Origin of the sequence: Gilliamella sp. App2-1, from assembly GCF_001690255.1 — a bacterium.
Lineage (GTDB): Bacteria > Pseudomonadota > Gammaproteobacteria > Enterobacterales > Orbaceae > Gilliamella > Gilliamella apicola_G.
Map to the genome: position 1 here is coordinate 33562 of NZ_LZGR01000033.1, position 26305 is coordinate 59866.

Consider the following 26305-nt stretch of genomic DNA (forward strand, 5'->3'; position numbering starts at 1 on the left):
TACGCTTTATCATCAGTAAAAAAGGTGCACTTTGTGCACCTTTTTTATTTTCTAATCAATGATTTCATATATATTTAAATCAAATTAGCCAAACCACTCAGTCATATTGGCTTCTTCAAGTATTAAAAACATTCACCATTAAAATATTACCGTTAACACGATACCATTTTAGATTATTACATTAAATATCAATCAATATTTTGCTGATTTATCTAATATCAATTTTTGCGATTTGGTTGATAATCAAAAGTAATTTAACTCATTACTATTGTATTTAAACCTATTATTCGTGAATTTAATTCATGATACTATCAACCAATACCTTATTTATCTCAATAAATATAGCGTTTAAAATAATTTAATCAATAGTGTGTTATTAGCTGGTTATTAGAAGAATAATATTTATTCAAACTCATTTATTATAATAAGGAGGATTTTATGGAATATTTACACCTTGGCAATTCTGATATTCAAGTATCTCGCTTTTGTTTAGGATGCATGAGTTTTGGTGATCCAGCCAGTAAAATGCATGCATGGACTCTTAATCCCGACGAAAGTGAAGCAATTATCAAACATGCGCTAGATTTAGGCATTAATTTTATTGATACTGCCAATACATATTCAGCAGGCACAAGCGAAGAATATGTAGGGCGAGCGATAAAAAAAAATATAGCACGCGAAAAAGTTATTCTTGCAACTAAAGTCTATTTTAATGAGGGACATCTTTCGAAAACCGCTATTGATAAAGAAATTAATGGATCTCTTAAACGTCTTGGCACAGACTATATAGATTTATATATCATTCATCGCTTTGACTATACAACACCAATCGAAGAGACAATGGAAGCATTACATAATCTTGTCAAAGCAGGAAAAGTCAGAGCATTAGGGGCTTCAGCCATGTATGGATACCAATTTTATAACTTACAACTTGCGGCTAAGCAAAATGGTTGGACGCCTTTTGTTTCGATGCAAAATCACTATAACTTACTGTATCGTGAAGATGAGCGTGAATTAATTCCTATCTGCCAACAATTCAATGTGTCACTGACCCCATATAGCCCTTTGGCTGCTGGTAGACTGGCTCGTGTAGAATGGCAAACCCATACATTACGCAGTAAAACAGATAAGGTCGCTATTGCCAAATATGATAGTACACAAAAACTGGATGCTAATATTGTACAAAGAGTCAACGAGCTTGCCGAAAAATATGGTGTGACAATGACTCAAGTAGCATTAGCTTGGCAATTTGCTAAAGGGATCACCGCACCAATTATTGGCGCAACTAAAACCAAGTATTTAGATGATGCTGTTGGCGCACTGAAGATCTCATTATCGAAAGAGGATATCATATATTTAGAAGAGCAATACATGCCACATCGTATTGTTGGTGCGCTTTAGCTATTATTCTAACCTAATCGGGTAACATCAGTATAGCTTGATTTAAAACTGTATCTATAAAGCCATGTTGTTACCCTTAATAGTAAAGGATATGCAAAGCAAAACATAGCTTAATAGAAACTAAGCTGTGAACGCAATGACTTAATAGCGTTTTTTTGCTATAGTAAACGCCATTTTTATTTAATTTGGAAGAATTATAAACTATGGAATCTATCCCTAATTGCCCAGTTTGCCAATCTGAACATACTTATCATGATGGTTCGTTTTATGTTTGCCCTGAATGTGCCCACGAATGGGATCCAAACGAAGTTGTATCTACTGATGCGGGATTACAAGTAAAAGACAGTAATGGGAATTTGCTTGCCGATGGCGACGATATTATTTTGATTAAAGATCTGAAATTAAAAGGATCTTCAACAGTATTAAAAAAAGGAGCTAAAGCCAAAGGTATTCGTTTAGTCGAAGGCGATCACGAAATCGATTGCAAAATTGACGGTATGAAAATTATGCTTAAAGCCTGCTTTGTTAAAAAGGCTTAATTAAAAAGCCCCGTTAAATACTCTATTAAAACTGATAAGATCCGCATTAATAGAGTATTTAGTTTTAGATATGGCTTAATATGCTTTATTACACAATAAAAAACAGTCAGGTAGCACATTGATTTTACTTAAGTTTTTATTTAGCTGTTTTTGTGTATTTATAACTAAATCAATATGTTATAACATAAACCTCTCTCAATAGCCACAAAAAGCAAGTACAAATTACATCGGTACTTGGCAAACATTTTCTGTGGTTTGCGAGCAAATATAACAATATTGTTCGATTTGATTATTGATGACGTTGAAGAAAGAGTGCTTTGTGAGACCGACCTAATAGCAATCTTTCATATTCATTATTAGCCTATTTTATTATGCGGTCTCATTGCTCCTCGGCATCATTAAGCCGAAAAATAAGTGTTAATAAGCCTTCTGACTTTATTATGAAGCAAATAAAGTTGAGCCTTTGAAAATCATGCTTTTTCAAAGGCTATATAGAAAAATGCAATAACCCGTGACCTCATTTCAAAATCAGTTTCATCGTTAAGTAAAGCGAGTCTTTCTGCCTACTTTATTAATTCTTGTTCTTTGCTTATAGTCAATTTCTTATCTATCATAATTCAGAAAGCCAATCATTAGGATAATAAATAAGACTTGCTGTCGGTTGCTTAGTTTATCATTGATCATTTTCTAAATAAATTAACGTTCAACGAAGAATAGTTAGTATTAAACATCTAATAATAATTTAAGGATTTTTTTAATCGCAAGTATCAATGAGTTAAATACCACAACATGTTAGCAATGCGCTCAAATATTTGTTCAAAAATAAATTCTGAAAATGTCGGTAGCGTTGTAATTAAGTAAGTTAGCATAAGCAAGCCTAATAATAGTGTCACCGGATAGCCAACGACAAATATCGATAGCTGTGGTGTCATTCTATTAAGTAGCCCCAATGATATGTTGATGGTTAATAGTAAAGTCATTAAGGGGAGTGCTAACATAATACCATTGATAAATAATAGCTTACTTGCATCAATGAGTGCTAAATATCCGTTTGCGGGTAATGGCATCACGACAATTGGAATGATGTCAAAACTATTTGATATACCATATAAAAGCCATAAATGACCGTCCACACTCAAAAATATTAATAGAGCAATGATGTTAATTAAGCGTGACAATACTGATGTGGATGGGCCGCCAATAGGGTCAAAAAAAGTCGCCATGCCCAGCCCCATTTGCATGCCAATTAATTCACCCGAAAATCGCACTGTCATAAATGCCAACTGCATGGTAAAACCAATTAGCGCGCCAATCATTATTTGCTGCGCAATAATCCATATTCCTATAAGAGAGTATATTTTGATATTGTCATCGAGATGAGGAAGTGGCAGTACAATCGCAATCAGCAGTGCCAAGCCAATTTTAACGCGATTGGGGATTTCTTTTTCGCCAAAAATAGGCGCTACCATGATCAACGCTAAAATACGAACAAAAGGAAAAAAGCAGTCCCTAACCCAAGAAAAGAAATCAATATTAAAGAAACTGTTGATATCAAATTCCATTACTTTTAACTAGTTAAGTTAGGAATGTCAGTGATAACGGTTTGGATATAGTCGATCATGGTTGATAGCATGGATGGACCCCATATTATCAAAACCACAATAACCACTATGATCTTGGGAATAAATGATAATGTCATTTCGTTAATTTGCGTTGCTGCTTGTAATAAGCTAATGATTAACCCTGTTACTAATGCCGCTAACAGTAATGGTCCTGCTAGTGATAGAGTGACTTTTATTGCTTGTATTGCTAAGGTGCTAATATATTCAGGTGACATAGTACGACTCAACTAAAAAAGCTTTGCGCTAGCGAGCCAAGTAATAAGTGCCAACCATCTGCCAATACAAATAACATTAATTTAAATGGCAGTGATACTGTTGCCGGTGGCACCATCATCATACCTAATGCCATAAGCGTACTGGCTACCACTAGGTCAATGACTAAGAAAGGAATAAAAATGGTAAAACCGATTTGAAACGCTGTTTTTAATTCACTCACCACAAAAGCGGGAACGAGCACTCTTAAAGGAATATCTTCACGTGTTTGAATATCATTTTGATGAGACATATTAACAAATAACGCTAGGTCGTTTTCGCGCGTTTGGGTAAGCATAAATTCTTTCAATGGCTTTGTTGCTTTGGTTAAACCTTCTTGCATAGTGATTTGATTTTGCGAATAAGGCACATAAGCGTCTTGATAAATGTTATCAATTACCGGCGACATAATAAAAAAGGTCATAAACAGTGCAATACCCAAAATAACCTGATTGGGTGGTGCTGATTGTGTACCAAGGGCATTACGTAACAGACCTAACACAATGATGATACGCGTAAAGCTGGTCATCAAGAGTAATATGGCCGGTATAAAGGTCAGTAAGGTCAAAAAGACTAATGTCTCAACCGGTAAAGACCAACTTTGCCCACCGCTCAGGGGCTGGTTCATGACGGATAATACGGGAATTTCAGCATTAACCGATAGGCTACACAACAATAAGCTTAGCAAAATAGTTAAATTTAACCGCATTTGTTGTTACTCCTTTTTCAGTTTTAAAACGGATTGTAATATCTGCTGAAATGCATGACTTTTCGTTAGATTTTTATCTGTCGCATTTTGCGCAAGTAACATTTTGCTACGTTGTTCATTGATGGTATGTAACAGTGTCATTTGTTGAGGAGTAATACCCACCACTAATAGTTGGTTATCGACATGAACCAGTATAATACGTTCTTTAGGCGTAATACTGTATGTGGCTTTGACATCAATCCATTGATCGGATGTTTTTTTCCAACCCATTCGTTTGGCAAACCACCCTAACAATAGAATAAAACCGAGGACCACAACAAGCATCAATCCCATTGATGATCCAACTTTGGTGTAAATATTTAAATCAGTAGGCGACGCCGATAAGGTATTCGTGTTGATTGCACCAACCGTAGGTTGAGCCAAATTAGTTTGCTTTATTGTCATTAACGACTCAATCTTCTTACACGCTCCGATGGGGTAATAATATCGGTGATGCGCACACCATAGTTATCACCAACCACCACAATTTCGCCTTGGGCGATTAAATAACCGTTAATTAATATATCCAATGGCTCACCCGCAAGTCCATCTAATGCAATTACCGACCCTTGGGTTAGATTTAACAGATCTTTAATGGCTATTTTGGTTCGACCAAGCTCGACACTTAATTCAACTGGAATGTCTAATATAAGATTAATATCTTGCTTTTTATCTTCATTTTGTTGTGGAGATAATGTCTCAAAAATAGCTTCTTTAGTGATAAGCTCATCACTCGCTACTTTTGTTTCTTGGTTTTCATCGTTATTTGGTTTGATGTCAGTCATTGAACACTCCCTCATTCAATTGTTCTATCACAGGATTAATGACCTGTTCTACTTGAATTGCATATTGTTTATTTACTTTACCGTAATGACCTTTTAATACCGGTACGCCACCGACTGTTACATCTAAATTTGTTGGTTTATCGATCACTAAAATATCATCAACTTTTAAGGCTAACAGTTTAGCAACGGTTGTGTGAATATGGGTAAAGTTGGCAACTAATTCGACCGTTGATTGTTTGATCCCACTAGTTAATGAACTCATCCAAACCTTATCATCTTGATAAGTCTGCTGTTCGACAGGTGGTTTGATTAATAATTCTTTGATTGGCTCGACCATAGAATAAGGAATACAAACACAAAATGTTGCTTTGCTATGACCCACTTCAACTTTAAAATTGGTTGTTAACACGACATCGTCAGGTGAGCTAGTAATGTTGGTAAATTTACTTTGCATTTCAGAACGAATATATTCGGTTTCAATTGCGTAAATATCAGCCCATGCATTTTGATAAATAACTAATGCTAATTCCAATACTCGTTTAATGATTTGTTGTTCGGTGTGGGTAAATTCACGCCCTTGAGTTTCAATGTTAGATGTGTGTCCATCCCCCCCAAATAATGAATCTACGATAATAAAAACTAATTCAGGTGAAAACGAAAATAAGCTTGAACCTCTTAATGGGTTAAGGTGCACTAGATTTAAATGGTTTGCCGATGAAATATCAGAAAACTCTTTGAATGTTTGTGGTTCAATGGGTGATGCAACTACATCCGTATTACGACGTAATCGGTTGAATAAACCAATTCGAAACTGACGAGCAAAACGTTCATTAATAATTTCTAACGCAGTTAAACGCTCAGGAATAAAGCGATGTTTGACCGATAGATCATAGGGTTTAACGTCGGCTTTTTTCCCGGAAGGTAACGAGACAACGGAAGCATCGATATTGTCATCATCTTCAGCTATCAAAAAACTTTCAGATTTTTGTGCTACGTCATCCTTTTCATTTATATCTGTTGTGGCTTCGATCTTATCGGGCATAATAATCACCGTATAATAAAATCAGTAAATAGAACTTCATCAACTTTTACCCAATTTTTTGCATCATATTGTCGTGATAACTTATTTTTTATCTGTTCTTGTAAATCGGTTTTCCCTGCTTCTAGTTTTAGCTTGTTGACATACTGCTTTGAAGTTAAAAGCAGCATATCATTTCTTACTTCCGGTAAATAATCTAATAACACTGTTTTTTGATCTTCATTAGCCACACGTAAAACGATGCCCATATAAATAATTTTGTTGATATCGTTATTTTCTTCTGAAACAGGTAATGAAATTGTAAATGGTTTTAATGTTAAAAATACGGGGGATAAAATTTGGGGTTCTTCTTGCTCTTTATGGGTGTTTGGTGAATGGTTTTGAAACCACAAATAAGCCGCAAAGCTTATCGCTGATAGCGTCATCAGAATAAGAATTAAATTTAAATTACTGACTTTTTTTGAGGCTGTAGGCATATTTATTCTTGTCTCTATAAAATTTAAAAAGATCTCTAATCCATTAACTGGACATGGTTACAAGAATAATAAAGCATATTTTTAAAATCGATTTGAAGAATAGGCAATAAAACATTACCTATTTATGCGCTTCAACTTATTTAAATCAAAAATTAAAAATAATGTTAATCGTTAAGCAAATATGCTAAGACCAGAATTGTGCGCACTATTTTCAACGATGATTTGCTCAACACCCACATCGGACGCATCAAGCTTTTGCACGGTCGGTATCGGGTTATTTTGTGCTTGTTGATGCATAGCGGATTGCTGTGAATCGTTCATCATCGAAAAGTCACCAATATTGGCTTGCTCTAGCATGATGCCTTGATCTTCCAATGATGTTTTTAAAAAGGGTAATGCCGATTCTAACATACCTTTAACAACACTATGCGCAGCCATCATATGAAGATTCATCTTATCGTTATTCATGGCAAGTTTAATATGCAATGATCCTAATGCCTGTGGATGTAATTTTATTTCGGCAGTTTGAATTCCTTGACGATTAAACATAATAATTTGTTCACTTAATGAAGTTTGCCATTGCATAATAGGTTGTGTTGGTAAATTTAACGTAGCTGAGGTCGCGCTAACATTGGTTGGCGATAGTAACAGGCTTTGTCCATTTGCATGAGTCAACAAAGAATGTTCTTGATTGCTATGTACTATCCCATCTTTATTGTGATTATTTGTTATAAATGGAGTTTGATGAGCCGCTAGTTTTCGCATAATATCACTGGCATTTTTCGCATTATTTTCTTGGTTAACATGAAGATTATTAACTTTACCTTTAATGCTTGCGACTTTTTTATGAGCAAGATCACCTTTTTTCGCCTTTTTATCGTTTGATAATGACATTACTTCAGTTTGTGAGGTGACTTTATTAATTACATCTTCACTGTCATAAATAGAAGTAAGTAACTGTGTTGCCTGCTCATTCATTAATGTTTCTGACGATAAATTATCGAGAGAATTAGCATTTAATATTTCAGGAATATCACTCCTTTTTTGTGAACTTGCTAAAGCTTGTTTTTCTTGTTCATAATTCTGTACATTAAAGGGATAAATGGTCGTCATAAACATATCAACATCATGGTCATTATCTTCGTGCGCATCATCGGTAACAGTTAACTTGCCATTAATTGTTTTTTTACCTTGATCTGATTGGTTTTCATTTAGTCGCAATAATTGTTGAAAGCAATCATTATTAGTTGTTAAATCTGTTCCAACTCGCACTGATTGATGAGTAGTGGTAAGGTTCAAATCATTCATAAGATTAATATTCATTTAATGCTCTCCTTGCGAGTTGTAACTGTGCAAATTCATCTGTCAGTTTTTGTTGTAAACGATTTTGTTGTTGTTGCTGTTTTTTATATTGCTTGTCTAATAGTGTTGTATAGGTATTTAAGCTTTTTTGCGATTGATTAAGTTGATTGGTGATTTGCTTTTGCTTAATATCCAACGTTAACAATACTTTTTGCTGTTGCGCAATGCCTTGCTCAATAGTTGAAATAAAAGCATTAAAATTATTCAACTCACCACCTTTAATACCACGAGATAAAGCGTTATTTAATTTTTGTTGATACTCGGCATAATAGTCATTTAATACATGCAGTTGCGATTGTGCATGACGGTGATTTTCATGCGCTTTTTTTAACTTAATTAACGTCTCATCGACCGATTTTTTTGCTAGTTTTTTTAATGTTAAAAACGCAAATTGCCCAGAATTTTTATTTGCCATTACGCTTTCCTAACTCGTTAATGTTGGTTCGACAATACTCACTAATTGTTGATAAGCATCTTGATAGCTACAATGTGCATTAATACTTTGCTGTAAAAATTTTTGCATGGCAGGAAACAATACTATCGCCCTATCCAATAAAGGATCAGTCCCCGTTACATAAGCCCCCACATTGATCAAATCGCGGTTTCGTTGAAAGCTTGAAAACAATTGTTTAAATAATCGGGATTTTTTTTCATCTTCAGGCGCAGTAAGATCGGTCATCACCCGACTTATTGAAGCTTCAATATCAATGGCTGGGTAATGCCCAGACTCAGCAAGCGAGCGAGATAAAACAATATGCCCATCTAAAATCGCTCGGGCCGAATCGGCAATCGGATCTTGTTGATCATCACCTTCTGTCAATACCGTATAAAATGCCGTAATGGAACCTTTTCCATTTTCATCATTACCCGCTCTTTCAACTAATGCGGGTAATTTGGCAAAGACCGAAGGAGGATAGCCTTTCGTTGCTGGGGGTTCCCCTATCGCTAAAGCAATTTCGCGTTGTGCCATTGCATAACGCGTTAAAGAGTCCATAATAAGTAAAACGTTAAACCCTTTATCGCGAAAGTTTTCGGCAATTTTTGTTGCATACGCAGCACCTTGTAAGCGCAATAATGGCGACACATCGGCGGGAGCTGCCACCACAACCGCTCGAGCCAATCCTGCTTCGCCTAAAATATTTTCAATAAAATCTTTAACTTCTCGCCCACGTTCACCAATCAGACCGACAACAATAATATCCGCTTGTGTGTAGCGTGCCATCATGCCAAGCAAGACACTTTTGCCAACCCCTGATCCTGCAAATAAGCCCATTCTTTGCCCTTTACCAACCGTTAGCAAAGCATTTATGGCTCTGACGCCAACATCAAGTACCTGATGAACAGGGGTACGTTTTAAGGGATTAATCGCTTTATGAGATAATCCTTCAAACTCAACCTGCTCAGATAGCGGTTTACCATCTAACGGTTTCCCCATAGCATCAACCACTCGACCTAATAGGCTCATTCCCATGGGTAAGACTTTATGACTAAAGTGCGTTAGATCATATTGCTTAGTATAGACGCGTGCGCCTAATAAAATACCGTCCGTTGATTCAAACGGCATTAAATAAAGTGTTTTATCATTAAAGCCAACCACTTCGCACTCAACTGCCTCCGTTTGACCATTAGTTTGTCGTTCAACCAAGCAGTTAGATCCCAAAGGTAATTTTAATCCAACAGCTTCAAGCACCAATCCGGATGCTTTAACTAAGCGTCCGTATTGGCGAATTAATGATAGTGATTCAAGTTGTTGTGTAGCTTGGTCAATTTTACTTAGCCATTGTGAAGAATATTTCACGTTAATAATCATCCTTTTTTAGGCTATCAGATATTATTTGCCAGTGGTCATTGATATTGGCATCAATTTCATTAGTATCGGTTATAATTTTGCAACCGCCTATTTCAATGTTAGGATCGGCAATGAATTGCCATTGTTCTTGCTGATTTTCTTCATTCAATAGGGGTTCTAACCATTGCAAATCAGTAGGATTAAGATGTAACGATATCGGTTCTGATAAAATTGGGCACTGCTCAACTAATGTTTGTATGGTATGGCTTAACTGTTTTTGTTTTACTTTAGCCATGCTGCCTACTGTTTTTTGTGCCGCAATTAACGCCAAATCAAACAATTTAGGTACAATTAACTCATCAATATCATTAATTGATTGCTGAAAATTACTGACTAAATCCGTTATAGCATGAACGGCTTTATGTTTTTCATCATTAAGCTGCCGTTCAATCTGTTCACGTCCCTCCTGTTGTCCCAGGCGATATCCTTGTTCATAGCCAGCTTGTTTACCTTCTTCAAAGCCTTCAGATCGACCTAAATTAAACCCTTCTTGGTAGGCTTTAGCTTCAATCTCCTGCTTTAACTGCTCCAGTGTTTGTTCGATCTCGTTAGGTTCAATGGGTTCATACTCAAAATTAGGAGCAGACGTTGATTCACTAACCTCTGGTTGCTCAATCTCATTGCTTTGGCTTAATTCTGATAGCTTAGATGGTGTTAAATCCCGGAAACTGAGTGGCTCCCAATCTAATCTATCGGGCTGATTATACATATTCATCATCACCACTAGTTAGAATCATTTCACCGCTTTCAGCTAATCGACGAGCAATAGCCAGAATTTTCTTCTGTTCAGTTTCTACTTGAGATAAACGTACAGGCGGCCTATTTTCTAAATCTTCACGTAAAATAGATGCTGCTCGCTGTGACATATTACTCAATAGTTTGTCACGTAATTCAACTGATGCTCCTTTCAATGCGATAATCAATATTTCATTATCGACTTCTTTAAGTAAGCGTTGAATACTTCTGTCATCCACGTCAACCAGATTTTCAAACAAGAACATTTCATCAATAATTTTTTGCGTTAACTCTCCATCATAATCACGCAATGCATTAATAACCTGCTCTTCTTGTTGTGTTTTCATTAAGTTAATAATTTCTGCCGCAGTACGTATTCCACCAAGATTATTCAGTTTGATATTTTGACCATGTAATAATGTCGATAATGAAGATGAGAGTAATTGCAGAGCAGAAGGCTCAACCCCACCAAAAGTTGCAATACGTAGCATGACATCGTTACGCAATTCATCATCAAACAGATTTAAAATTTCTGCTGCTAAATCACGATTTAAATGAACTAAAATAGTCGCAATGATTTGTGGATGTTCTTTTTTGACCAGATCAACGGCTCTTGTTGCATCAACATAGTTGAGCATTTCAAGACCATCGGTTGCTTCTTCTTGATCAGTAGATAATAGTTCATCAAGTAAACGTTCAGCTTTTTCACTACCCAGTGATCGACCTAATATTGAACGTAAATAGCCATTTGGATCGGTATTTAAAACCGCACATTCTTCAAGAGCAACTTGGCACTCGTTAAGTATACCTTTCAATTGTTCTTGAGAAAACTGAGGTAATGACATCATTGCACTACTGATTTGTTGCACCTCTTTTTGATTAAGATGTTGCATGACTTGTGCCGCAAGCCCTTCACCTAATACCATTAAAATCGCCGCCGCTTTTTGAGATTCATTTAAAATCATTGTTTAGTGTCCTCCTTATTTATCCAATTACGAATAATTAATGCCATGACACGCGGTTCTTTCTCAACAATTTTCCGTATGTGCTGTTGTTGTTGCATATTATCTTCAAATATTTTGTGCTGTTGTTTACTGTACGCTCTGTAATCTAGCTTCTCATCTACCGTTGATTGAGCATCTAACAATTCCCCTTTTTCGATAAGGAATTTACGTTGCAATTTCATCCATACTGAACGTAATACCTTACGCCACATAAACCAGAAAATGAGGATATAAATGAGATATTTAATCCCTGTTTTGGCAGTATCATAAAATTCATTGGTTTTCCAAAATGCGATATCGTCATTGTCATCAAGTGCTTGATCGGTAAATTTCAAATTCGCAACAGTTAATGTATCGCCACGTAAATCAGAAAAGCCCATTGCTTGACGCGCGAGTGCTTCAATATTTTGAAGTTCATCATTATCTAACTTTACCCATTGTTCTATTATGGAAGATGACGGGTTGTCATTGTCATCATCTTCAGATTTAGCATTGTCTGACTCAGTTGTGACAAATTTATAATTCACCAAAACAGCAACCGATAAACGTTTAATCCGACCTTCAGGTATTTGACTGCGTATCACTTGTCTATTGACTTCAAAATTGACGGTATGATTTGATTGTAAGCTGTAATGTCCTTGTTTATCATTTTGTTCAGTCGCTTCTTTTTTTTCATCTTGTTCATCAATCGGTGCACTAGAAATTGGTACAGGTTGATTAGACAATGCACCCGGTACCCCACCTATACCATAACTTTTAGCGGATTGGCGATTTTCGACTTGTTGCTTACTGCGAATAGTTTGATTAGCAATATCGCTATTCGGGTCATAAGTTTCTGATGTTGCTTCTTGCCGACTAAAATCAATATCAGCATTCACTTGTACCTTAACATTATTTTTACCCAAGATAGGAATGATGATTTTTTCTACTCGTTCACGAACACTATTTTCAATTCGCTCACTAAATTCGAGTTGTGCGATATTGGTATTTCGATCACGATAGCCTTCGCCTGTTAACAGGCGACCATGCTGATCAATAATGGTTACTTTATCTGCTTGTAATTCTGGCACACTACTCGAGATTAAATGGATAATGGCATCAATTTGACCTTGTGATAATGAGCGACCTGGGAATAACGTTAATGCTACCGATGCTGAAGGGGATTTTCTTTCCCTGACAAATAAAGATGGCTTAGGCATTGCTAAATGCACTCTAGCATCATCAATACTACTGATAATGGATATGGTTCGAGATAATTCCCCTTCTAAAGCCCGCTGATAATTGATTTGTTCATTGAATTGGCTCATACCAAAACTTTCTTTATCGAGCAATTCAAAACCAACGGATCCACCTTTAGGCAAACCTTGTTGTGCAATACGTAATCGGGTATCGTAAACTTTATCTTGTGGAATTAAAATAGTGGAGCCAGAAGATGAAAATTGATAAGGAATATTCATCTTATCAAGCTGGCTAATAATTTCGCCACCATCTTTATCATTTAAATTACTAAACAAAACACTATAAGACTCATCTTTAGCCCATAAATAAATAAAACTGATAATCGCTATCGTAACCACACCGGCAATTAACAATGCCATTTTGGTGTTTTGTTTTAGTTGATTGACAAAAGGTAACTTATTTAAGATTGATTCACCTTTATTATTGACTGTCTGACTAGCCATAGGCACCCTGACTCTAAACTATTTAGATTAACTCTGCGCTTTATTATCCATGTATTTGACAAATTCAATGGCGAGAAAAGCGTGCAGTTTTTCCCTTACTTAAACCCTTTGCTTTTTTATTTTTATGTTAAATTTAGCGATACAGGAACAAAAGAGCTAAAAAGCAGATATCAAAATGAATACAATCAACGCATTCAATCCAATTGAACTCACTAATTTAAATGAATCAACGTCAATAACTCCAAAAACGCAGTTTGCAGATAAAAACTTTGTTTTAGAATTAAAAACCGCTTTAGATAACATCAGTCAACGACAAATACAGGCAAATAATGAAGCCAAAGCTTTTGAAATGGGAGAGGCGAATATTTCTTTGAATGAGGTCATGGTTAATATGCAAAAATCATCGGTTTCATTGCAATTTGGTATTCAAGTGCGCAATAAACTGGTTGCAGCTTATCAAGAAATTATGAATATGAATGTCTGATATAAATAGCCTATCCTAAATTTTGGTTCTTTTGCATTTACAGATAACCTTGAATTCTGGTACTCAAGGCGATAATTAATCAATTCACCGAACATTCGAAAAAACCGAAAAAATCTATTGACCGATATGATGAGAGCGATTTATTGAATTCAGAAACCAATCAAGATCTTGGCAGAAATATTTGTTATCCGGTGTACAAAACCTTTTTTCAACAAATAGTAAACAATGATAAAAATTTAATCACTAAAAATTTTTAAATTACCCATAAAAGAATTCATTATTTAAAATAGAAGTGTTTGTTAAAGCTATTTAATAGCAATATTGACTTGAACCTTAACTAATGAATAAAGCTCAAGCAGATCAATTCACAAATTTACATTAAACTGGCAATTTGTTGATAACTATCTATTTTGGTCTGATAATTGACATGTTCACCAATCCATTTTCTGAGCTGGGTATGATACGCCTTCATTAATTGAGTTAATTGCTGTTGATAACTCAGTATGTTTTTAATATACATTCGAACAATGTCTTGATGTTGTAAGGACATATTTTCAATTACCGAAAAATCATCAACCAACATAATACTTTTTGATAATTGATGGTATTTCGCCTGCCAACTCAACAATAACTCCCAGTTTTCATTCTGTGCATTAATCAACATTTGTTCAACAATATAATTAAATTGTTTATATTGTTCTAATAAGTTATTTTCTTGCATAATCGTCCTTTTATTTGGCAATTTCACGCCAAGATTCAGCAATATTATTTAACAAATCAAAACAAGTTTGCAGTTTTTCTTGATCATTATGTAAATTGGCTAAAACTAACTGCTGGCTAATATACTGATATAGGCGATCTAAATTTTCAGCGATTTCACCCCCTTTTTCTAAATCTAAGCAACTTTTAAGCCCATTATCAACAATATTAATCGCTTTAGAAATAGCATTACCTTTACCTACAATATTGCCTTTTTGAATATACAAGTTAGCCAATTTAATTGCATTTAGTGCTCCATCAAATAATAAAACGATTAATTGATGGGGGGATGCTTGATTAACTTGCGTTTCTAAATTCACTTGCTCATAGGCTTGAGAACCTAATTTATACATCACTTCCCTCTATTTTTTTAAGTTTGCCATCATATCAAATTGGGTAGTTAAATAATTACTCATGCTATTTAACGAGTTAATTAAAATATCCAATTGGGTAAATTGAACGCGGTAACGTTCAATGGTTTGTTCAATAGAATTGCTCACTTGTTCATGGCGTTTATCTAATGATTTTAATGTGGTATTTAATCCATTAGTTGCCGAATCAATCATACCATCACTATCAATAAATCCACTGACTTTGGCAAAAACCTCATTGGCGATCCCTGTGTTTTTGCCATCACCGGTAAACAGTGTTGCCACTGCATCACTATTTTCATTCAATGCTTTTTTTAGCTCATTTTCATTAATCGTTAACGTGCCATTCTTATCCATATTAATACCAATTTGAGCCAATACCGAATATTCACCCGATTGTCCTTTGGCAAAGATAGAACGGATACTTTGGTCAATATTGCGTAATGTCGCATCACCCACAAGTGGACCATTACTATTATTTAATTCCTTTGAATTTTTATCTTCTGTGGTGAATTTAGTTAACGTTGATATTGTTGACTGTAATTGATTAAATGCTTCGACCCATTCTTTAATGGCTTCTTCTGTTTTTTCGTTATCGGCACTTATAGTAAGATTTTGGCTGGTTGTCGTCACCTCTTTTAACGTAATATCAACGCCATCCATTACATCTTTAACGGTATTTGAGGCGCTGGTTATCGCAATACCATTAAACGAAAACTTGGCATCTTGCGCTTTTGCAACTTCAGCCATGGGGCTATTGCTCGCCTGATTAATGTCAAATCCAATAATATGGTTTAACTTATCATCATCGGATGAAATAGAGGTAATAGCTTGTTGTACCCCCGTTTCTTTTGACGTAATCACTAATTGATAACTATCTGCCCCTGAACGCACAATCGTCGCATTCATTGTTGAAGAACTCTCTGTTCCATCATCATTAATCACTTTAGCATTATTAATGGCGTTCGCTATTGATTCTAATGACGTCTCATCTTTCGATAAAGTCACATTCAGTTTATGACCATTAGCTTGTTCAATGGTAATGGTTCGTGTTGCATTATCATTCCCCAATTGAGTATTTTTATCCTTGATTGCCGATGTCGCAACACTATGAGATGTTGCTAATTGATCAACAGTAACAGCATAATTACCTAAAACCGCTTTGCTATTTGTCTTTACTGAAAAATAATCGTTATTACCTGTCGCTATACGGCTTTGAAATAACTCTTTTTTTTGGAGTTTTGCCGTTGCTGTATTAAATGTTGTTAATGCACTTTTTAACTTACCAAAACCACTAATTTTGGCATTAATCGCTTTTTGTTGAGTAGTGATTGGTGTTAAGCGTGTCTTTTCTGCCGCTTCTAATTGATTTAAAATTTCACCAAGATCGATTCCCGAACCTATCCCTAATGCACTCATCGCCATGATTTAGCCTACCTATAACAATTATTCACTGTTATTTATATCGGCTGGCACTTAAAAAAATTTAGTCATCATTTAACTATTTATTTAATAGGTTAAAAGAACTTTGTTTTGAATAAAAAATTATCATTAAAAAAATTCCTAATAAAAATATAATATATTGATTTACCTTGTTATTTTTATTATATTTACGACTACATATGTCTATTTTAAAAAAATAATCATTAAAAATATTAAAGTTCCCTATTTTGTTACCGATAAGTTATTTATCAGCAAAAATATTGAATTAAATTTAAATATCTTGTTGATTTTAATATTTATATTATCGGAGATAAAAATGGCACAAGTAATTAATACTAATACTATGTCTTTAATGGCAAGAAACAATCTTAACAATTCTCAAAGCGTTCTTAGCACATCTATCGAGCGCCTTTCATCAGGCATGCGTATTAATAGCGCAAAAGACGACGCAGCAGGCCAAGCTATTGCTAACCGTTTCTCTTCAAACATCAAAGGTTTAACTCAAGCTGCTCGTAATGCAAATGATGGTATTTCACTTGCGCAAACCACTGAAGGTGCACTAAATGAAATCAACAATAACGTACAACGTATTCGTGAATTAACGGTTCAAGCAGCAAATGGCACTAACTCTGAAAGTGATTTAGTATCAATTCAAAACGAAATCGATCAACGTTTAGATGAGATTGATCGTGTTTCTAAACAAACTGATTTCAATGGTTCTAAAGTATTATCTGAAGATAAAACACTTAAAATTCAAGTGGGTGCAAACGACGGCGAAACCATTGAAATCAATTTGAAAAAAATCGATAGCACGGAACTTGGTTTAAATGCATTTAACGTATCTGATACACCAACAGAAGATCCATTAAAAACCATTGATGCCGCGTTATCAAAAATTGATGCATTACGAGGACAACTTGGTGCAGTACAAAACCGTTTCGAATCAACTGTTACTAATATCAACAATACTGTAAATAACTTAAGTTCTGCGCGTAGCCGAATTGAAGATGCGGATTATGCAACAGAAGTATCAAACATGACTCGTGGTCAAATCTTACAACAAGCAGGTACTTCAGTATTAGCACAAGCTAACCAAGTACCACAATCTGTACTTTCTTTATTGCAGTAATTCTATTTACCTATTTTTGTTCATCCTAAATTTGTCACATCCTCATAACGGCATTTATATAATGTCGTTATGACTAATCATTATAATTAGCTATTTTTTATCCCTTTATTCTGCCCATTAAATTCATCAACTATCGTCATAATACTATTAAGCATTTTTTTAACATTGGTGCAAAAATGGATGGCAGTTTATATAACTCACACGGTGTAATAAATCAAATCGATTGGAAACAATATATTCATTTGGTTCGTAATGAAGCTTTGAAATTAGCAGTTCGTTTACCTGCAACGGTTGAACTTGATGATTTGTTACAAGTTGGCTATATCGGTTTATTAGACACAATAAAGCGCTATGACACCTCTCAAGGCAATACTTTTGCGACATTTGCTATACCAAGAATTAAAGGCGCAATGCTTGATGAACTACGTAGTCGTGATTGGCTACCAAGGCAAACTCGTAAAAAAATTAAAGATGTCACAACAGCAATTAATAAACTAGAACAAAAGCTAGGTACAGCGCCTAATGATTATCAAATTGCCCAATATTTAGAATTGCCGATCAGTGAATACCGTAAAATTTTATTAGATTCAAATAGTAGTCAAATATGTTCTTATGATGAAATTCATAAAAAATTGGGAGATAACATTGATGCCATTATTGAATATGAAGAAGATAATAACCCTTTTTCAGCAATCATAGATGAGGAAATTCGCAATACCGTTATTCAACAAATTGAAAACTTACCAGAAAAAGAAAAACTTGTTTTATCACTTTATTACCAAGAGGATCTCAATTTAAAAGAGATTGGTAAAATTATGGATATTAGCGAATCAAGAGTAAGCCAATTACATAGTCAAGCAATAAAAAGAATACAAAGTAAAGTTGTTTTTTAGAAAAAATAAAAAAATAATTTAAATAAAACGAAATTAATCGAAAATAAATTGAAATGATTTTTTTATTGACCTTTTCCTTTTAAAAATGTAATTTTAAGCACAAAAAAAATATTAATGTTTTAATTTTACTTGTTGTTCGTTTTTTTATGCGAATAAAAAATAAATAGAGATTGGTGACTAAATTGGTAAATATACTCGATGACGATATTCTTAAATGCATACATCATTTGAATCTGTCAACACTACTGTTAAGCCAGAAAATGATTGAAAAAGATAAAGTTATGGCAATGTATCGATTAGGTATAGATGAAAAAACGGCTGATATACTTAGTAGTTTAAGTACCTCGCAAATGTTGGTTTTATCAGAAACCAATCAATTGACATTTCAGCTACGATTTGAAAACGCAGAAATGATGGAAAAACTTACAGAAGAATCCCGCGTTAGTGATATAAAGCAAATGCATACAGGTATTTTGTTATCAAGTTTGCTATTAGATTCAATGAATAAGTAGGTAAGGATCCGAATATGTCAGATAAAAGTATTATCCAAAAATATAAGGAAACCGAACTGGCTATCAAATTAATTTCCCTTGGTGGAAGAATTCAAATGCTGGAAAGTGAAACAAATTTAAGCCGAAATAAACTGATAAAACTTTATAAAGAAATTCAAGGTTGTCCACCACCTAAAGGTTTATTGCCGTTTTCAACCTCATGGTTTATGACATGGGAACCCAATATCCATGCTAGTATTTTTTATAATGCTTACGCTTTTTTAGTTAAAAATGGCCAGAATTCAAGCATTCAAACTATATTAAATGCCTATCAGCTTTATTTAGAACAATGCCAAGTTTCACATAAAGACGAGCCTGTTTTAGGGTTAACCAGAGCCTGGATTTTAGTCAAATTTGTTGAAAGAAATGTCATGCAACAATCATGTTGCACCGCATGCCGTGGACTTTTTATTACACACGCTTATCATCCTCAAAACACGTTTACCTGCAGTTTATGTCAACCACCGTCAAGGGCAGATAAAAATAATAAAACACAAAAAGAAAATGACGAAAAATGCCTGAAGGTTTTATCAAAAGCAAATTATTTAAATTCATCAGTTGTAAAACAGATATTCGCTTGAATAAAGATTAGAGATATTAAAGCAATTTAACAGATATTTTTTGGAGAAAAAAGAAAGCCTATGCTAATAATTATAGGATATATCGTTGTAATCGCTTCGGCACTAGTTGGTTATGTGCTAAGTGGTGGCTATTTAGCCGTACTATTTCAACCACTTGAACTGTTGATTATTGGTGGCGCTGCAATTGGCGCTTTTATTGTCAGTAATGAACAAAAAACAATAAAAGCAACACTCAAATCTTTAGGCCAATTATTTAAGACATCTAAATATAATAAAAACCTATATCTAACACAAATTAATTTGATGTATACCATTTTAACGAAGATTCGCCAAAATGGGGGGCTATCTATTGAATCCGATATTGATAATCCACATGAAAGTGAATTATTTAAGCAGTACCCGCTTATATTAGCTAATCCTAGAATCTGCGATTTTATCACTGATTACTTACGACTGATGATTAGTGGCAATATGGATGTATTTGAAATAGAAACACTAATGAGCGAAGAAATTGAAACATTTGTCCACGAGCTTGAAAAACCTGTTGATGCCATCTCAGGTATTGGTGATGGTTTACCGGCATTTGGCATTGTTGCAGCAGTAATGGGGGTAATTAATACACTTGCACAAGCTGATAGGCCTGCAAGTGAACTCGGTGAACTTATTGCCCATGCTATGGTAGGGACTTTTTTAGGGATCTTACTTGCTTATGGTTTTGTTTCACCACTAGCCGCCTTATTGAAACAAAGAAACGCCGATATGGTAAAAATGTTAGAGTGCACAAAAGTCATACTTATTGCCAGTATGCATGATTATGCTCCACAAATTTGTATTGAATTTGGACGAAAAACGCTATTTTCTCATGAAAGACCATCATTCTTTGAATTAGAAAAATATATCCAAGAAGTTAAAGATAAAAATCTCAAAAAAAATGAAAATAACGAATAATGAACGATAAATCTGTAAGAATAATTATTAAGAAAAAATCAGGGCATGGCGGTGGTCATCATGGTGGCTCTTGGAAAATTGCTTATGCCGACTTTATGACGGCAATGATGGCTCTTTTTTTAGTCATGTGGTTAATTGCAAAGTCGACTCCTCAAGAATTACAAGGAATCGCAGAATATTTTAGAACACCATTAATACTTGGTCTAAATGGTGGAAACAATATTAGCGATAGTGAAAGCCCAATACCAGGCGGTGGAGATGATGTAAGTAAACAAATTGGTGAAGAAAAAAATCATATTCTAAATCCATTACAGAATGAATTTGAAAAACAACAACTTGAAAAAATACAGATGATTGAAGCTGCGCGCAAGATTTATGAAATTTTCGAAATCGATGAGCGCCTTAAAAAATTAGCGCCGAATCTTATTGTTGAATTAACTGAAATGGGGTTACGCATTCAAATTTTGGCTTCAGATGATAAACCCATGTTTAATGTGGGTAGCGCAATGATTGATCCCAATATGAAAGAAATTTTACATGCATTAGCGCCGATCATCAATTCTTTACCGAATAAAATCACTTTATCAGGCCATACGGATGAACGCCAATATACAACGGGCGATCGTGGTTATAGTAACTGGGAATTATCCGCCGATAGAGCCAATTCATCAAGGAGAGAGCTCATTGCTGGCGGATTAGACTCCAGTAAGATTATGCGCATTGTTGCATTAGCTGACACCGTTAGTCTAAATAATCCTAACTATAGTAAAGATGCGAATCGACGTATTAGCATCTTAATTTTGAATAAAACAGCACAACAGTATATTGAAAAAGAAAATAACATGACCGGCATCGATTTTTTAAAACAATCACAACAAATTAAATCAGAATAAATACAATTTAAAAAAACGATTGTAAAAATTATTAAAGTTTTGAAAAGTTAAGCCGATATAAAAGATAACTTATTTTTAATGGATATTATTAACTAAAACTATATTGAGGAGTTTTTATGGCAAATTCATTAATGAATACCGGTATTAGTGGATTAAATGCAGCACAAAATATGCTTAATGTAATTAGCAATAATATCAGTAATGCACATACAACAGGTTATAATCGCCAACAACAAATTTTACGTCAAGCAAATGGTACTCAACATAGTTTCGGATTTGTAGGTAATGGCGTTGCAATATCATCGGTTAATCGTGCTTTTAACAACTTTGTGGTCGGACAACTACGCCAATCACAATCACAAAATGGTTCTATTAAATCCTATTATGGAGAGTTATCCAAAGTCGATAATTTATTAGCAGAAAATGATAATAGTATTTCATCACAACTTAACAATCTTTTTGCCAGTTTAAATAAACTCACATCAAATGCGGGTGATGCATCAACCAAACAAACGGTGATTAGTGATCTGACTTCTTTAACGAGTCAATTTAATAAAACAGAAACAAATTTAAAAAATCAAATCGCCAATATTAATACTGAATTAAGCAATAATGTTGATAAAGTCAACTCCTATACTCAACAAATTGCCGAGCTTAATCAAAAAATCTCACAACTACAGTCAGTTGGGGGTGGAAACGAACCCAATGCCTTACTTGACCAACGCGATCAGCTAGTCAATGAATTAAGCGAAATCATTGGTATCACTGTTACTGAACAAAATGGGCAATATAATCTTTCGCTCACTAATGGTTTAAATTTAGTTCAAGGTTCTTCGATTAACTTATTATCGGTACAACCTTCAGCAGACGATCCTTCTTTAAATACCATTATTTATACTCATCATTCAGGTGCCAAGCAAGAACTGACTAGTCAAAACATTACATCTGGCACATTAAATGGTTTATTAACCTTTCGTGAAGGACCACTAACCGAAGCTCGTAATCAATTAGGTTTAATTGCGCTCAATTTAGCTGAACGCTTTAATGAAGTACATATGTCCGGTGTTGATATTAATGGTAATCAGGGTGAAAAGTTATTCGATTACAATCATCCTAGTTGTATCACAAATACGAAAAACCAAGGGAACGCCTCGGCTAAAATCGAGTTTAACGCTGTGACAGAAGTAAAAGCTTCTGATTATAAAATCGAATTTGATGGCAACAATTGGGTTGTCACACGATTATCAGATCGTCAGCAAATCACTCCACAAATCGAAGACGGTAAATTGGTTTTTGATGGTCTAGTTATCGAGATAAACGGAAATGCCGTTAGTGGGGACTCTTTCATCATAAAACCTGTTGCCGATATTGCCTCATCACTACAACTGCTAGTGAAAGATGTGAATAAATTAGCAACGGGAATTAATGATGAAGAAAATGGTGCAGGTGATAATCGTAATGTCACTAAATTATTAGAAATCCAACATGAAAAACTCGTTAATGGTACCACAACATTAAAAAGCGCTTACACGACCTTAGTCAGCTATATTGGTAGTGAGACCCAAACAGCGAAAATTTCTGCGCAATCAAGCCAAAATATTACCCAACAAATTTATGAACAAAATCAATCAATATCTGGGGTTAATATTGAAGAAGAATATATCTCTATGCAGGTCTATATGCAGTATTATCAAGCTAATGCAAAAGTGATTGATGCCGCAACCACACTATTTGATACCATTTTAGGTTTAACTAAATGATAAAAGGATAAAAAATGCGCCTTAGCACAAACTCACTCTATCAAAAAAACTTGCAAAGTATTTTAAATACCAATAGCAAATGGCAAAAATCGGGGTTACATTTAGCGACTGGCAAAAAGATTTTATCGCCTTCTGATGACCCAATGGGCGCATCACAATCATTAATAATAAAACAAGCGCAAGCACAAAATGAACAATTTCAAGCAACACGCGAAAGTGCCGATAAATTACTAAGTCGCCAAGATACTATCTTAGCGGAAGCCAATACTGTTATCCAATCCATTCAAGAAACATTGGTCTATGCCTCAAATGAAACTTTAAATGAAGAAAATAGACTCGATCTTGCCAACAAATTACAAGGTTTAAAAGATCAACTTTTGTCATTAGCTAATGCAAAAGACACTAATGGCAACTACCTTTTTGCGGGTAAGAAAAACGATACTCCCCCTTTTGTTATGAACGAAGCTGGCGAAGTGAGTTACGTTGGCAGCACAACATCGGTAAATGTTTTGATTGATGACTCGCGCGAAGTATCGCTGAGTTTTACCGGCATTCAAGTATTTATGACAGGTTCAAATGTTAAAGAAACTGATGGTTCACCGGCAGAAAGTAACATATTTGCCAGTATTGATTATGCAATTGAAGCGTTAAAAATAGATCTAGATTATGATAATGAAGATACCGTTGAACAATTTAGAGCTGGATTATCAAAAGCGCGTCACGGCATAGACAATTCATTTAATAATATTTCAACACTGAGAGCAGAAGGTGGCTCGATATTGGCCGAAATTGATAGATTAACCGCACTAGGTAAAACATTAGATATTGAATTTCAAACACAAATCAGCCAACTTGAAGATGTTGATTGGTACGAAGCCATTTCAGAATATGTGATGTTACAAGCTAATTTACAAGCAGCACAATATACCTTTATGACGATGCAAAATATGTCACTGTTTCAAATGAAATAGCACGAAATTATTGTTACATAACAATATTAATGCTGTTACCTTAATTAATCCTATTTATTCAACAATATTCATCCAATAAAAAAGAGGCTTATTGCCTCTTATATTATGAACAAACCACAATATAATTTTGGGTTTATTTTTTATTTAGTAAACAAATCAGCTTCTTAAGTTGCACGCCATAGACAAACTAAAAACAACCTAAAACACGATAATAAAAATAGCTTTATCGCTATTCAAATAGTTGATTTTAAATCAATACAATACTTGCTTCCAAGGTAAGTTTGCGAAACAATGTTAGCAATTTTAGTTAATATGTATAGGAACTTGTTGTGAACGATGCAAAAATAGTTGTTAACCCCCAGATATTATGGCAAACCATTCGACAAGAAGCCTCAGCATTAGTTGAAAGTGAACCGATGCTAGCCAGTTATTTCCATGCAACTTTGCTTAATCATGAAAACCTAGATAGTGCCTTAAGCTATATTTTGGCTAACAAGCTTGTTTCTCAGGTTATGCCAGCTATTGAAATTCGAGAAATTGCTCGGCAGGCTTATCAAGCTGACGAAACTATTATTCAATCAGCAATAAGCGATATTATGGCTGTCTATATTCGCGATCCAGCGACTAATTATTACTCAACGCCACTGCTTTATTATAAAGGCTTTTTATCGTTACAAGCTTATCGCATTGCTCATTGGCTTTGGCAGCAAAATCGTAAATCATTGGCCATTTTTTTACAAAGCCAGATTGCAATAGTGTTTGGCGTTGATATTCACCCCGCGGCAAAAATTGGCTGTGGAGTCATGTTTGATCACGCAACGGGGATTGTGATTGGTGAAACGGTTGTGATCGAAAACGATGTTTCTATCTTGCAATCAGTCACCTTAGGTGGCACAGGAAAACAAAATGGTGATCGTCATCCTAAAATACGCGAAGGAGTGATGATCGGTGCGCATTCAACGATTTTAGGTAATATTGAAATAGGTAAAGGGGCTAAAATTGGTGCAGGTTCCGTCGTGTTAGATCCTGTGCCACCGCATACAACTGTTGTGGGTGTACCTGCAAAAGTGGTGGGTTGCCCTGATTGTGAAAAACCTGCTTTAAATATGGATCAAGATATTTAATCGCTATTAAAGAATAAACAAACTCCGTCACTGGGCATCGACGGAGTTTTTAATAAATTACGACTTAGTGTTAACATTTACATCCATGGTTGGATAAGGAATATTGATATGATTTTCAGTTAATCCATTTTTGATATTTTCAAGTAGCTCCCCTTTTACGGTGCCATAATTTTCATTTAATGTCCAAACTAATACATTAAAATTCATTGAAGAAGCATCTAAGACATCTAATCGAATAGTCGTTTCTTTAGATGTTAATATATTACTAGTTTTACCAACCGCTTGTTTTAGCACTTGATAAACATTTTGAATATCTGAATTATAACCCACATTAATCACTAAATCTAAACGCCTTTCAGGTAAACGAGTATAGTTAATAATATTGGCGCTCACGACCTGACTATTCGGGATCACGACTAATTCATTAGTTGGTGTAACAATAGAGGTTGAAAAAATTTGTATAGAATCAATAATACCTTGCAGACTATTAATGACGACTGTTTCACCCACTTTAAATGGGCGAAAAATAATTAAAATAACTCCAGCTGCAAAATTAGACAGCGAGCCTTGTAATGCCAAACCAATAGCTAATCCCGCTGCACCAATAACAGCAACAATGGAAGCTGTTTGCACCCCTAATTGACCCAAAACAGCAACCAATGTCATGATAATGATGACATAGTACGACAGCGCACTAACAAATTTAACAACAGTCGGATCAACGTGACGGTTAAATAATATGCGCTTTAATTGGTTGCTGAGCAAACTTGCGACGGTTCTACCAATAGCAAAAATAATAATGGCAAAGAAGAAATGAGCAATATAGCTAAATACAACCCCATCATATTTTTTGATAAATGAAAGAGCATAATTTAAAAAATCTTCAACATTCATATTATTATCC

At 34.7% G+C, this 26305-nt stretch carries 29 protein-coding genes; 12 read left to right on the forward strand and 17 right to left on the reverse strand.

From position 1 onward, the window contains the following. Window positions 1-438: 438 nt before the first annotated feature. Together A9G22_RS04515 and A9G22_RS04520 are read left to right on the forward strand one after the other, a co-directional pair. On the forward strand, window positions 439-1401 hold the full coding sequence (locus A9G22_RS04515) for an aldo/keto reductase (protein WP_075508425.1): 963 nt from the start codon (window positions 439-441) through the stop codon (window positions 1399-1401). A gap of 203 nt (window positions 1402-1604) precedes the next feature. Further along, window positions 1605-1940, forward strand: coding sequence for a zinc ribbon domain-containing protein YjdM (locus A9G22_RS04520; protein WP_065586382.1), 336 nt, complete (start codon window positions 1605-1607; stop codon window positions 1938-1940). A gap of 767 nt (window positions 1941-2707) precedes the next feature. Here the strand turns inward: A9G22_RS04520 and fliR are convergent. The 13 genes from fliR to fliF form a co-directional block, all read right to left on the reverse strand. Next, the gene (gene fliR / locus A9G22_RS04525; protein ID WP_065586383.1) at window positions 2708-3502 is read right to left on the reverse strand and encodes a flagellar biosynthetic protein FliR; all 795 of its coding nucleotides are present in this window, start codon (window positions 3500-3502) and stop codon (window positions 2708-2710) included. A gap of 5 nt (window positions 3503-3507) precedes the next feature. Continuing rightward, window positions 3508-3777: a flagellar biosynthesis protein FliQ gene (fliQ, locus tag A9G22_RS04530; RefSeq protein WP_075508426.1), complete on the reverse strand. Its 270-nt coding sequence runs from the start codon at window positions 3775-3777 to the stop codon at window positions 3508-3510. An 8-nt stretch (window positions 3778-3785) separates the two neighbouring features. After that, complete coding sequence (gene fliP / locus A9G22_RS04535) at window positions 3786-4523, reverse strand: flagellar type III secretion system pore protein FliP (protein ID WP_065586385.1); 738 nt, start codon at window positions 4521-4523, stop codon at window positions 3786-3788. A 6-nt stretch (window positions 4524-4529) separates the two neighbouring features. Continuing rightward, window positions 4530-4967 (reverse strand): flagellar biosynthetic protein FliO, encoded by a 438-nt coding sequence (gene fliO, locus A9G22_RS04540; RefSeq protein ID WP_065586386.1) that lies wholly within the window; start codon window positions 4965-4967, stop codon window positions 4530-4532. Further along, window positions 4967-5347, reverse strand: a complete 381-nt coding sequence (gene fliN, locus A9G22_RS04545; RefSeq protein ID WP_065586387.1) for a flagellar motor switch protein FliN — start codon at window positions 5345-5347, stop codon at window positions 4967-4969. The genes fliO and fliN overlap by 1 nt, the downstream gene beginning before the upstream one ends. After that, window positions 5340-6389: a flagellar motor switch protein FliM gene (gene fliM, locus A9G22_RS04550; RefSeq protein ID WP_065586388.1), complete on the reverse strand. Its 1050-nt coding sequence runs from the start codon at window positions 6387-6389 to the stop codon at window positions 5340-5342. The genes fliN and fliM overlap by 8 nt, the downstream gene beginning before the upstream one ends. 5 nt (window positions 6390-6394) lie before the next feature. Beyond that, complete coding sequence (locus A9G22_RS04555) at window positions 6395-6862, reverse strand: flagellar basal body-associated FliL family protein (protein WP_065586389.1); 468 nt, start codon at window positions 6860-6862, stop codon at window positions 6395-6397. Between the two features lie 171 nt (window positions 6863-7033). Next, on the reverse strand, window positions 7034-8185 hold the full coding sequence (locus A9G22_RS04560) for a flagellar hook-length control protein FliK (RefSeq protein ID WP_075508427.1): 1152 nt from the start codon (window positions 8183-8185) through the stop codon (window positions 7034-7036). Continuing rightward, a complete protein-coding gene (gene fliJ / locus A9G22_RS04565) occupies window positions 8175-8639 on the reverse strand; it encodes a flagellar export protein FliJ (RefSeq protein ID WP_065586391.1) in 465 nt (154 codons plus the stop codon). Before fliJ ends, A9G22_RS04560 begins: the two co-directional genes overlap by 11 nt. A gap of 9 nt (window positions 8640-8648) precedes the next feature. After that, a complete protein-coding gene (gene fliI / locus A9G22_RS04570) occupies window positions 8649-10022 on the reverse strand; it encodes a flagellar protein export ATPase FliI (protein WP_304363185.1) in 1374 nt (457 codons plus the stop codon). A gap of 1 nt (window position 10023) precedes the next feature. Then, window positions 10024-10782: a flagellar assembly protein FliH gene (locus A9G22_RS04575; RefSeq protein ID WP_065586393.1), complete on the reverse strand. Its 759-nt coding sequence runs from the start codon at window positions 10780-10782 to the stop codon at window positions 10024-10026. Next, on the reverse strand, window positions 10775-11773 hold the full coding sequence (fliG, locus tag A9G22_RS04580) for a flagellar motor switch protein FliG (RefSeq protein WP_065586394.1): 999 nt from the start codon (window positions 11771-11773) through the stop codon (window positions 10775-10777). The genes A9G22_RS04575 and fliG overlap by 8 nt, the downstream gene beginning before the upstream one ends. Further along, window positions 11770-13494 carry a flagellar basal-body MS-ring/collar protein FliF gene (fliF, locus tag A9G22_RS04585; protein WP_075508428.1) on the reverse strand — a complete coding sequence of 575 codons (1725 nt, stop codon included), beginning with the start codon at window positions 13492-13494 and terminating at the stop codon, window positions 11770-11772. Before fliF ends, fliG begins: the two co-directional genes overlap by 4 nt. A gap of 175 nt (window positions 13495-13669) precedes the next feature. Between fliF and fliE the strand changes: the two genes are divergently transcribed. Then, on the forward strand, window positions 13670-13978 hold the full coding sequence (gene fliE / locus A9G22_RS04590; protein WP_065586396.1) for a flagellar hook-basal body complex protein FliE: 309 nt from the start codon (window positions 13670-13672) through the stop codon (window positions 13976-13978). Window positions 13979-14351: 373 nt separating this feature from the next. Here the strand turns inward: fliE and A9G22_RS04595 are convergent, their stop codons facing one another. The 3 genes from A9G22_RS04595 to fliD are packed head-to-tail and all read right to left on the reverse strand — an operon-like array spanning window position 14352 to window position 16533. After that, the gene (locus A9G22_RS04595) at window positions 14352-14699 is read right to left on the reverse strand and encodes a hypothetical protein (protein WP_075508429.1); all 348 of its coding nucleotides are present in this window, start codon (window positions 14697-14699) and stop codon (window positions 14352-14354) included. Between the two features lie 10 nt (window positions 14700-14709). After that, window positions 14710-15090, reverse strand: a complete 381-nt coding sequence (gene fliS, locus A9G22_RS04600; RefSeq protein WP_075508430.1) for a flagellar export chaperone FliS — start codon at window positions 15088-15090, stop codon at window positions 14710-14712. A gap of 9 nt (window positions 15091-15099) precedes the next feature. Further along, a complete protein-coding gene (gene fliD, locus A9G22_RS04605; protein ID WP_082264503.1) occupies window positions 15100-16533 on the reverse strand; it encodes a flagellar filament capping protein FliD in 1434 nt (477 codons plus the stop codon). A gap of 334 nt (window positions 16534-16867) precedes the next feature. Between fliD and A9G22_RS04610 the strand changes: the two genes are divergently transcribed. The 9 genes from A9G22_RS04610 to cysE all read left to right on the forward strand — a co-directional run bounded on the left by A9G22_RS04610 (window position 16868) and on the right by cysE (window position 25401). Continuing rightward, entirely contained in the window at window positions 16868-17680 is an 813-nt protein-coding gene (locus tag A9G22_RS04610; protein ID WP_065586400.1) for a flagellin N-terminal helical domain-containing protein, read from the forward strand. A 176-nt stretch (window positions 17681-17856) separates the two neighbouring features. Continuing rightward, complete coding sequence (locus A9G22_RS04615; protein WP_065586401.1) at window positions 17857-18573, forward strand: RNA polymerase sigma factor FliA; 717 nt, start codon at window positions 17857-17859, stop codon at window positions 18571-18573. Window positions 18574-18764: 191 nt separating this feature from the next. Then, the gene (gene flhD, locus A9G22_RS04620) at window positions 18765-19085 is read left to right on the forward strand and encodes a flagellar transcriptional regulator FlhD (protein ID WP_065586436.1); all 321 of its coding nucleotides are present in this window, start codon (window positions 18765-18767) and stop codon (window positions 19083-19085) included. A 14-nt stretch (window positions 19086-19099) separates the two neighbouring features. Beyond that, entirely contained in the window at window positions 19100-19705 is a 606-nt protein-coding gene (gene flhC, locus A9G22_RS04625) for a flagellar transcriptional regulator FlhC (RefSeq protein ID WP_065586402.1), read from the forward strand. 60 nt (window positions 19706-19765) lie between these two features. Next, on the forward strand, window positions 19766-20653 hold the full coding sequence (motA, locus tag A9G22_RS04630) for a flagellar motor stator protein MotA (RefSeq protein ID WP_065586403.1): 888 nt from the start codon (window positions 19766-19768) through the stop codon (window positions 20651-20653). Continuing rightward, window positions 20653-21546 (forward strand): flagellar motor protein MotB, encoded by an 894-nt coding sequence (gene motB, locus A9G22_RS04635; protein WP_065586404.1) that lies wholly within the window; start codon window positions 20653-20655, stop codon window positions 21544-21546. Before motA ends, motB begins: the two co-directional genes overlap by 1 nt. A gap of 116 nt (window positions 21547-21662) precedes the next feature. Next, window positions 21663-23306, forward strand: coding sequence for a flagellar hook-associated protein FlgK (flgK, locus tag A9G22_RS04640; protein ID WP_075508432.1), 1644 nt, complete (start codon window positions 21663-21665; stop codon window positions 23304-23306). 14 nt (window positions 23307-23320) lie between these two features. Then, the gene (flgL, locus tag A9G22_RS04645) at window positions 23321-24277 is read left to right on the forward strand and encodes a flagellar hook-associated protein FlgL (protein WP_075508433.1); all 957 of its coding nucleotides are present in this window, start codon (window positions 23321-23323) and stop codon (window positions 24275-24277) included. Window positions 24278-24621: 344 nt separating this feature from the next. Beyond that, window positions 24622-25401: a serine O-acetyltransferase gene (gene cysE / locus A9G22_RS04650; protein WP_065586437.1), complete on the forward strand. Its 780-nt coding sequence runs from the start codon at window positions 24622-24624 to the stop codon at window positions 25399-25401. A gap of 57 nt (window positions 25402-25458) precedes the next feature. Here the strand turns inward: cysE and A9G22_RS04655 are convergent, their stop codons facing one another. Further along, window positions 25459-26295 (reverse strand): mechanosensitive ion channel domain-containing protein, encoded by an 837-nt coding sequence (locus A9G22_RS04655; protein ID WP_075508434.1) that lies wholly within the window; start codon window positions 26293-26295, stop codon window positions 25459-25461. Window positions 26296-26305 lie beyond the last annotated feature (10 nt).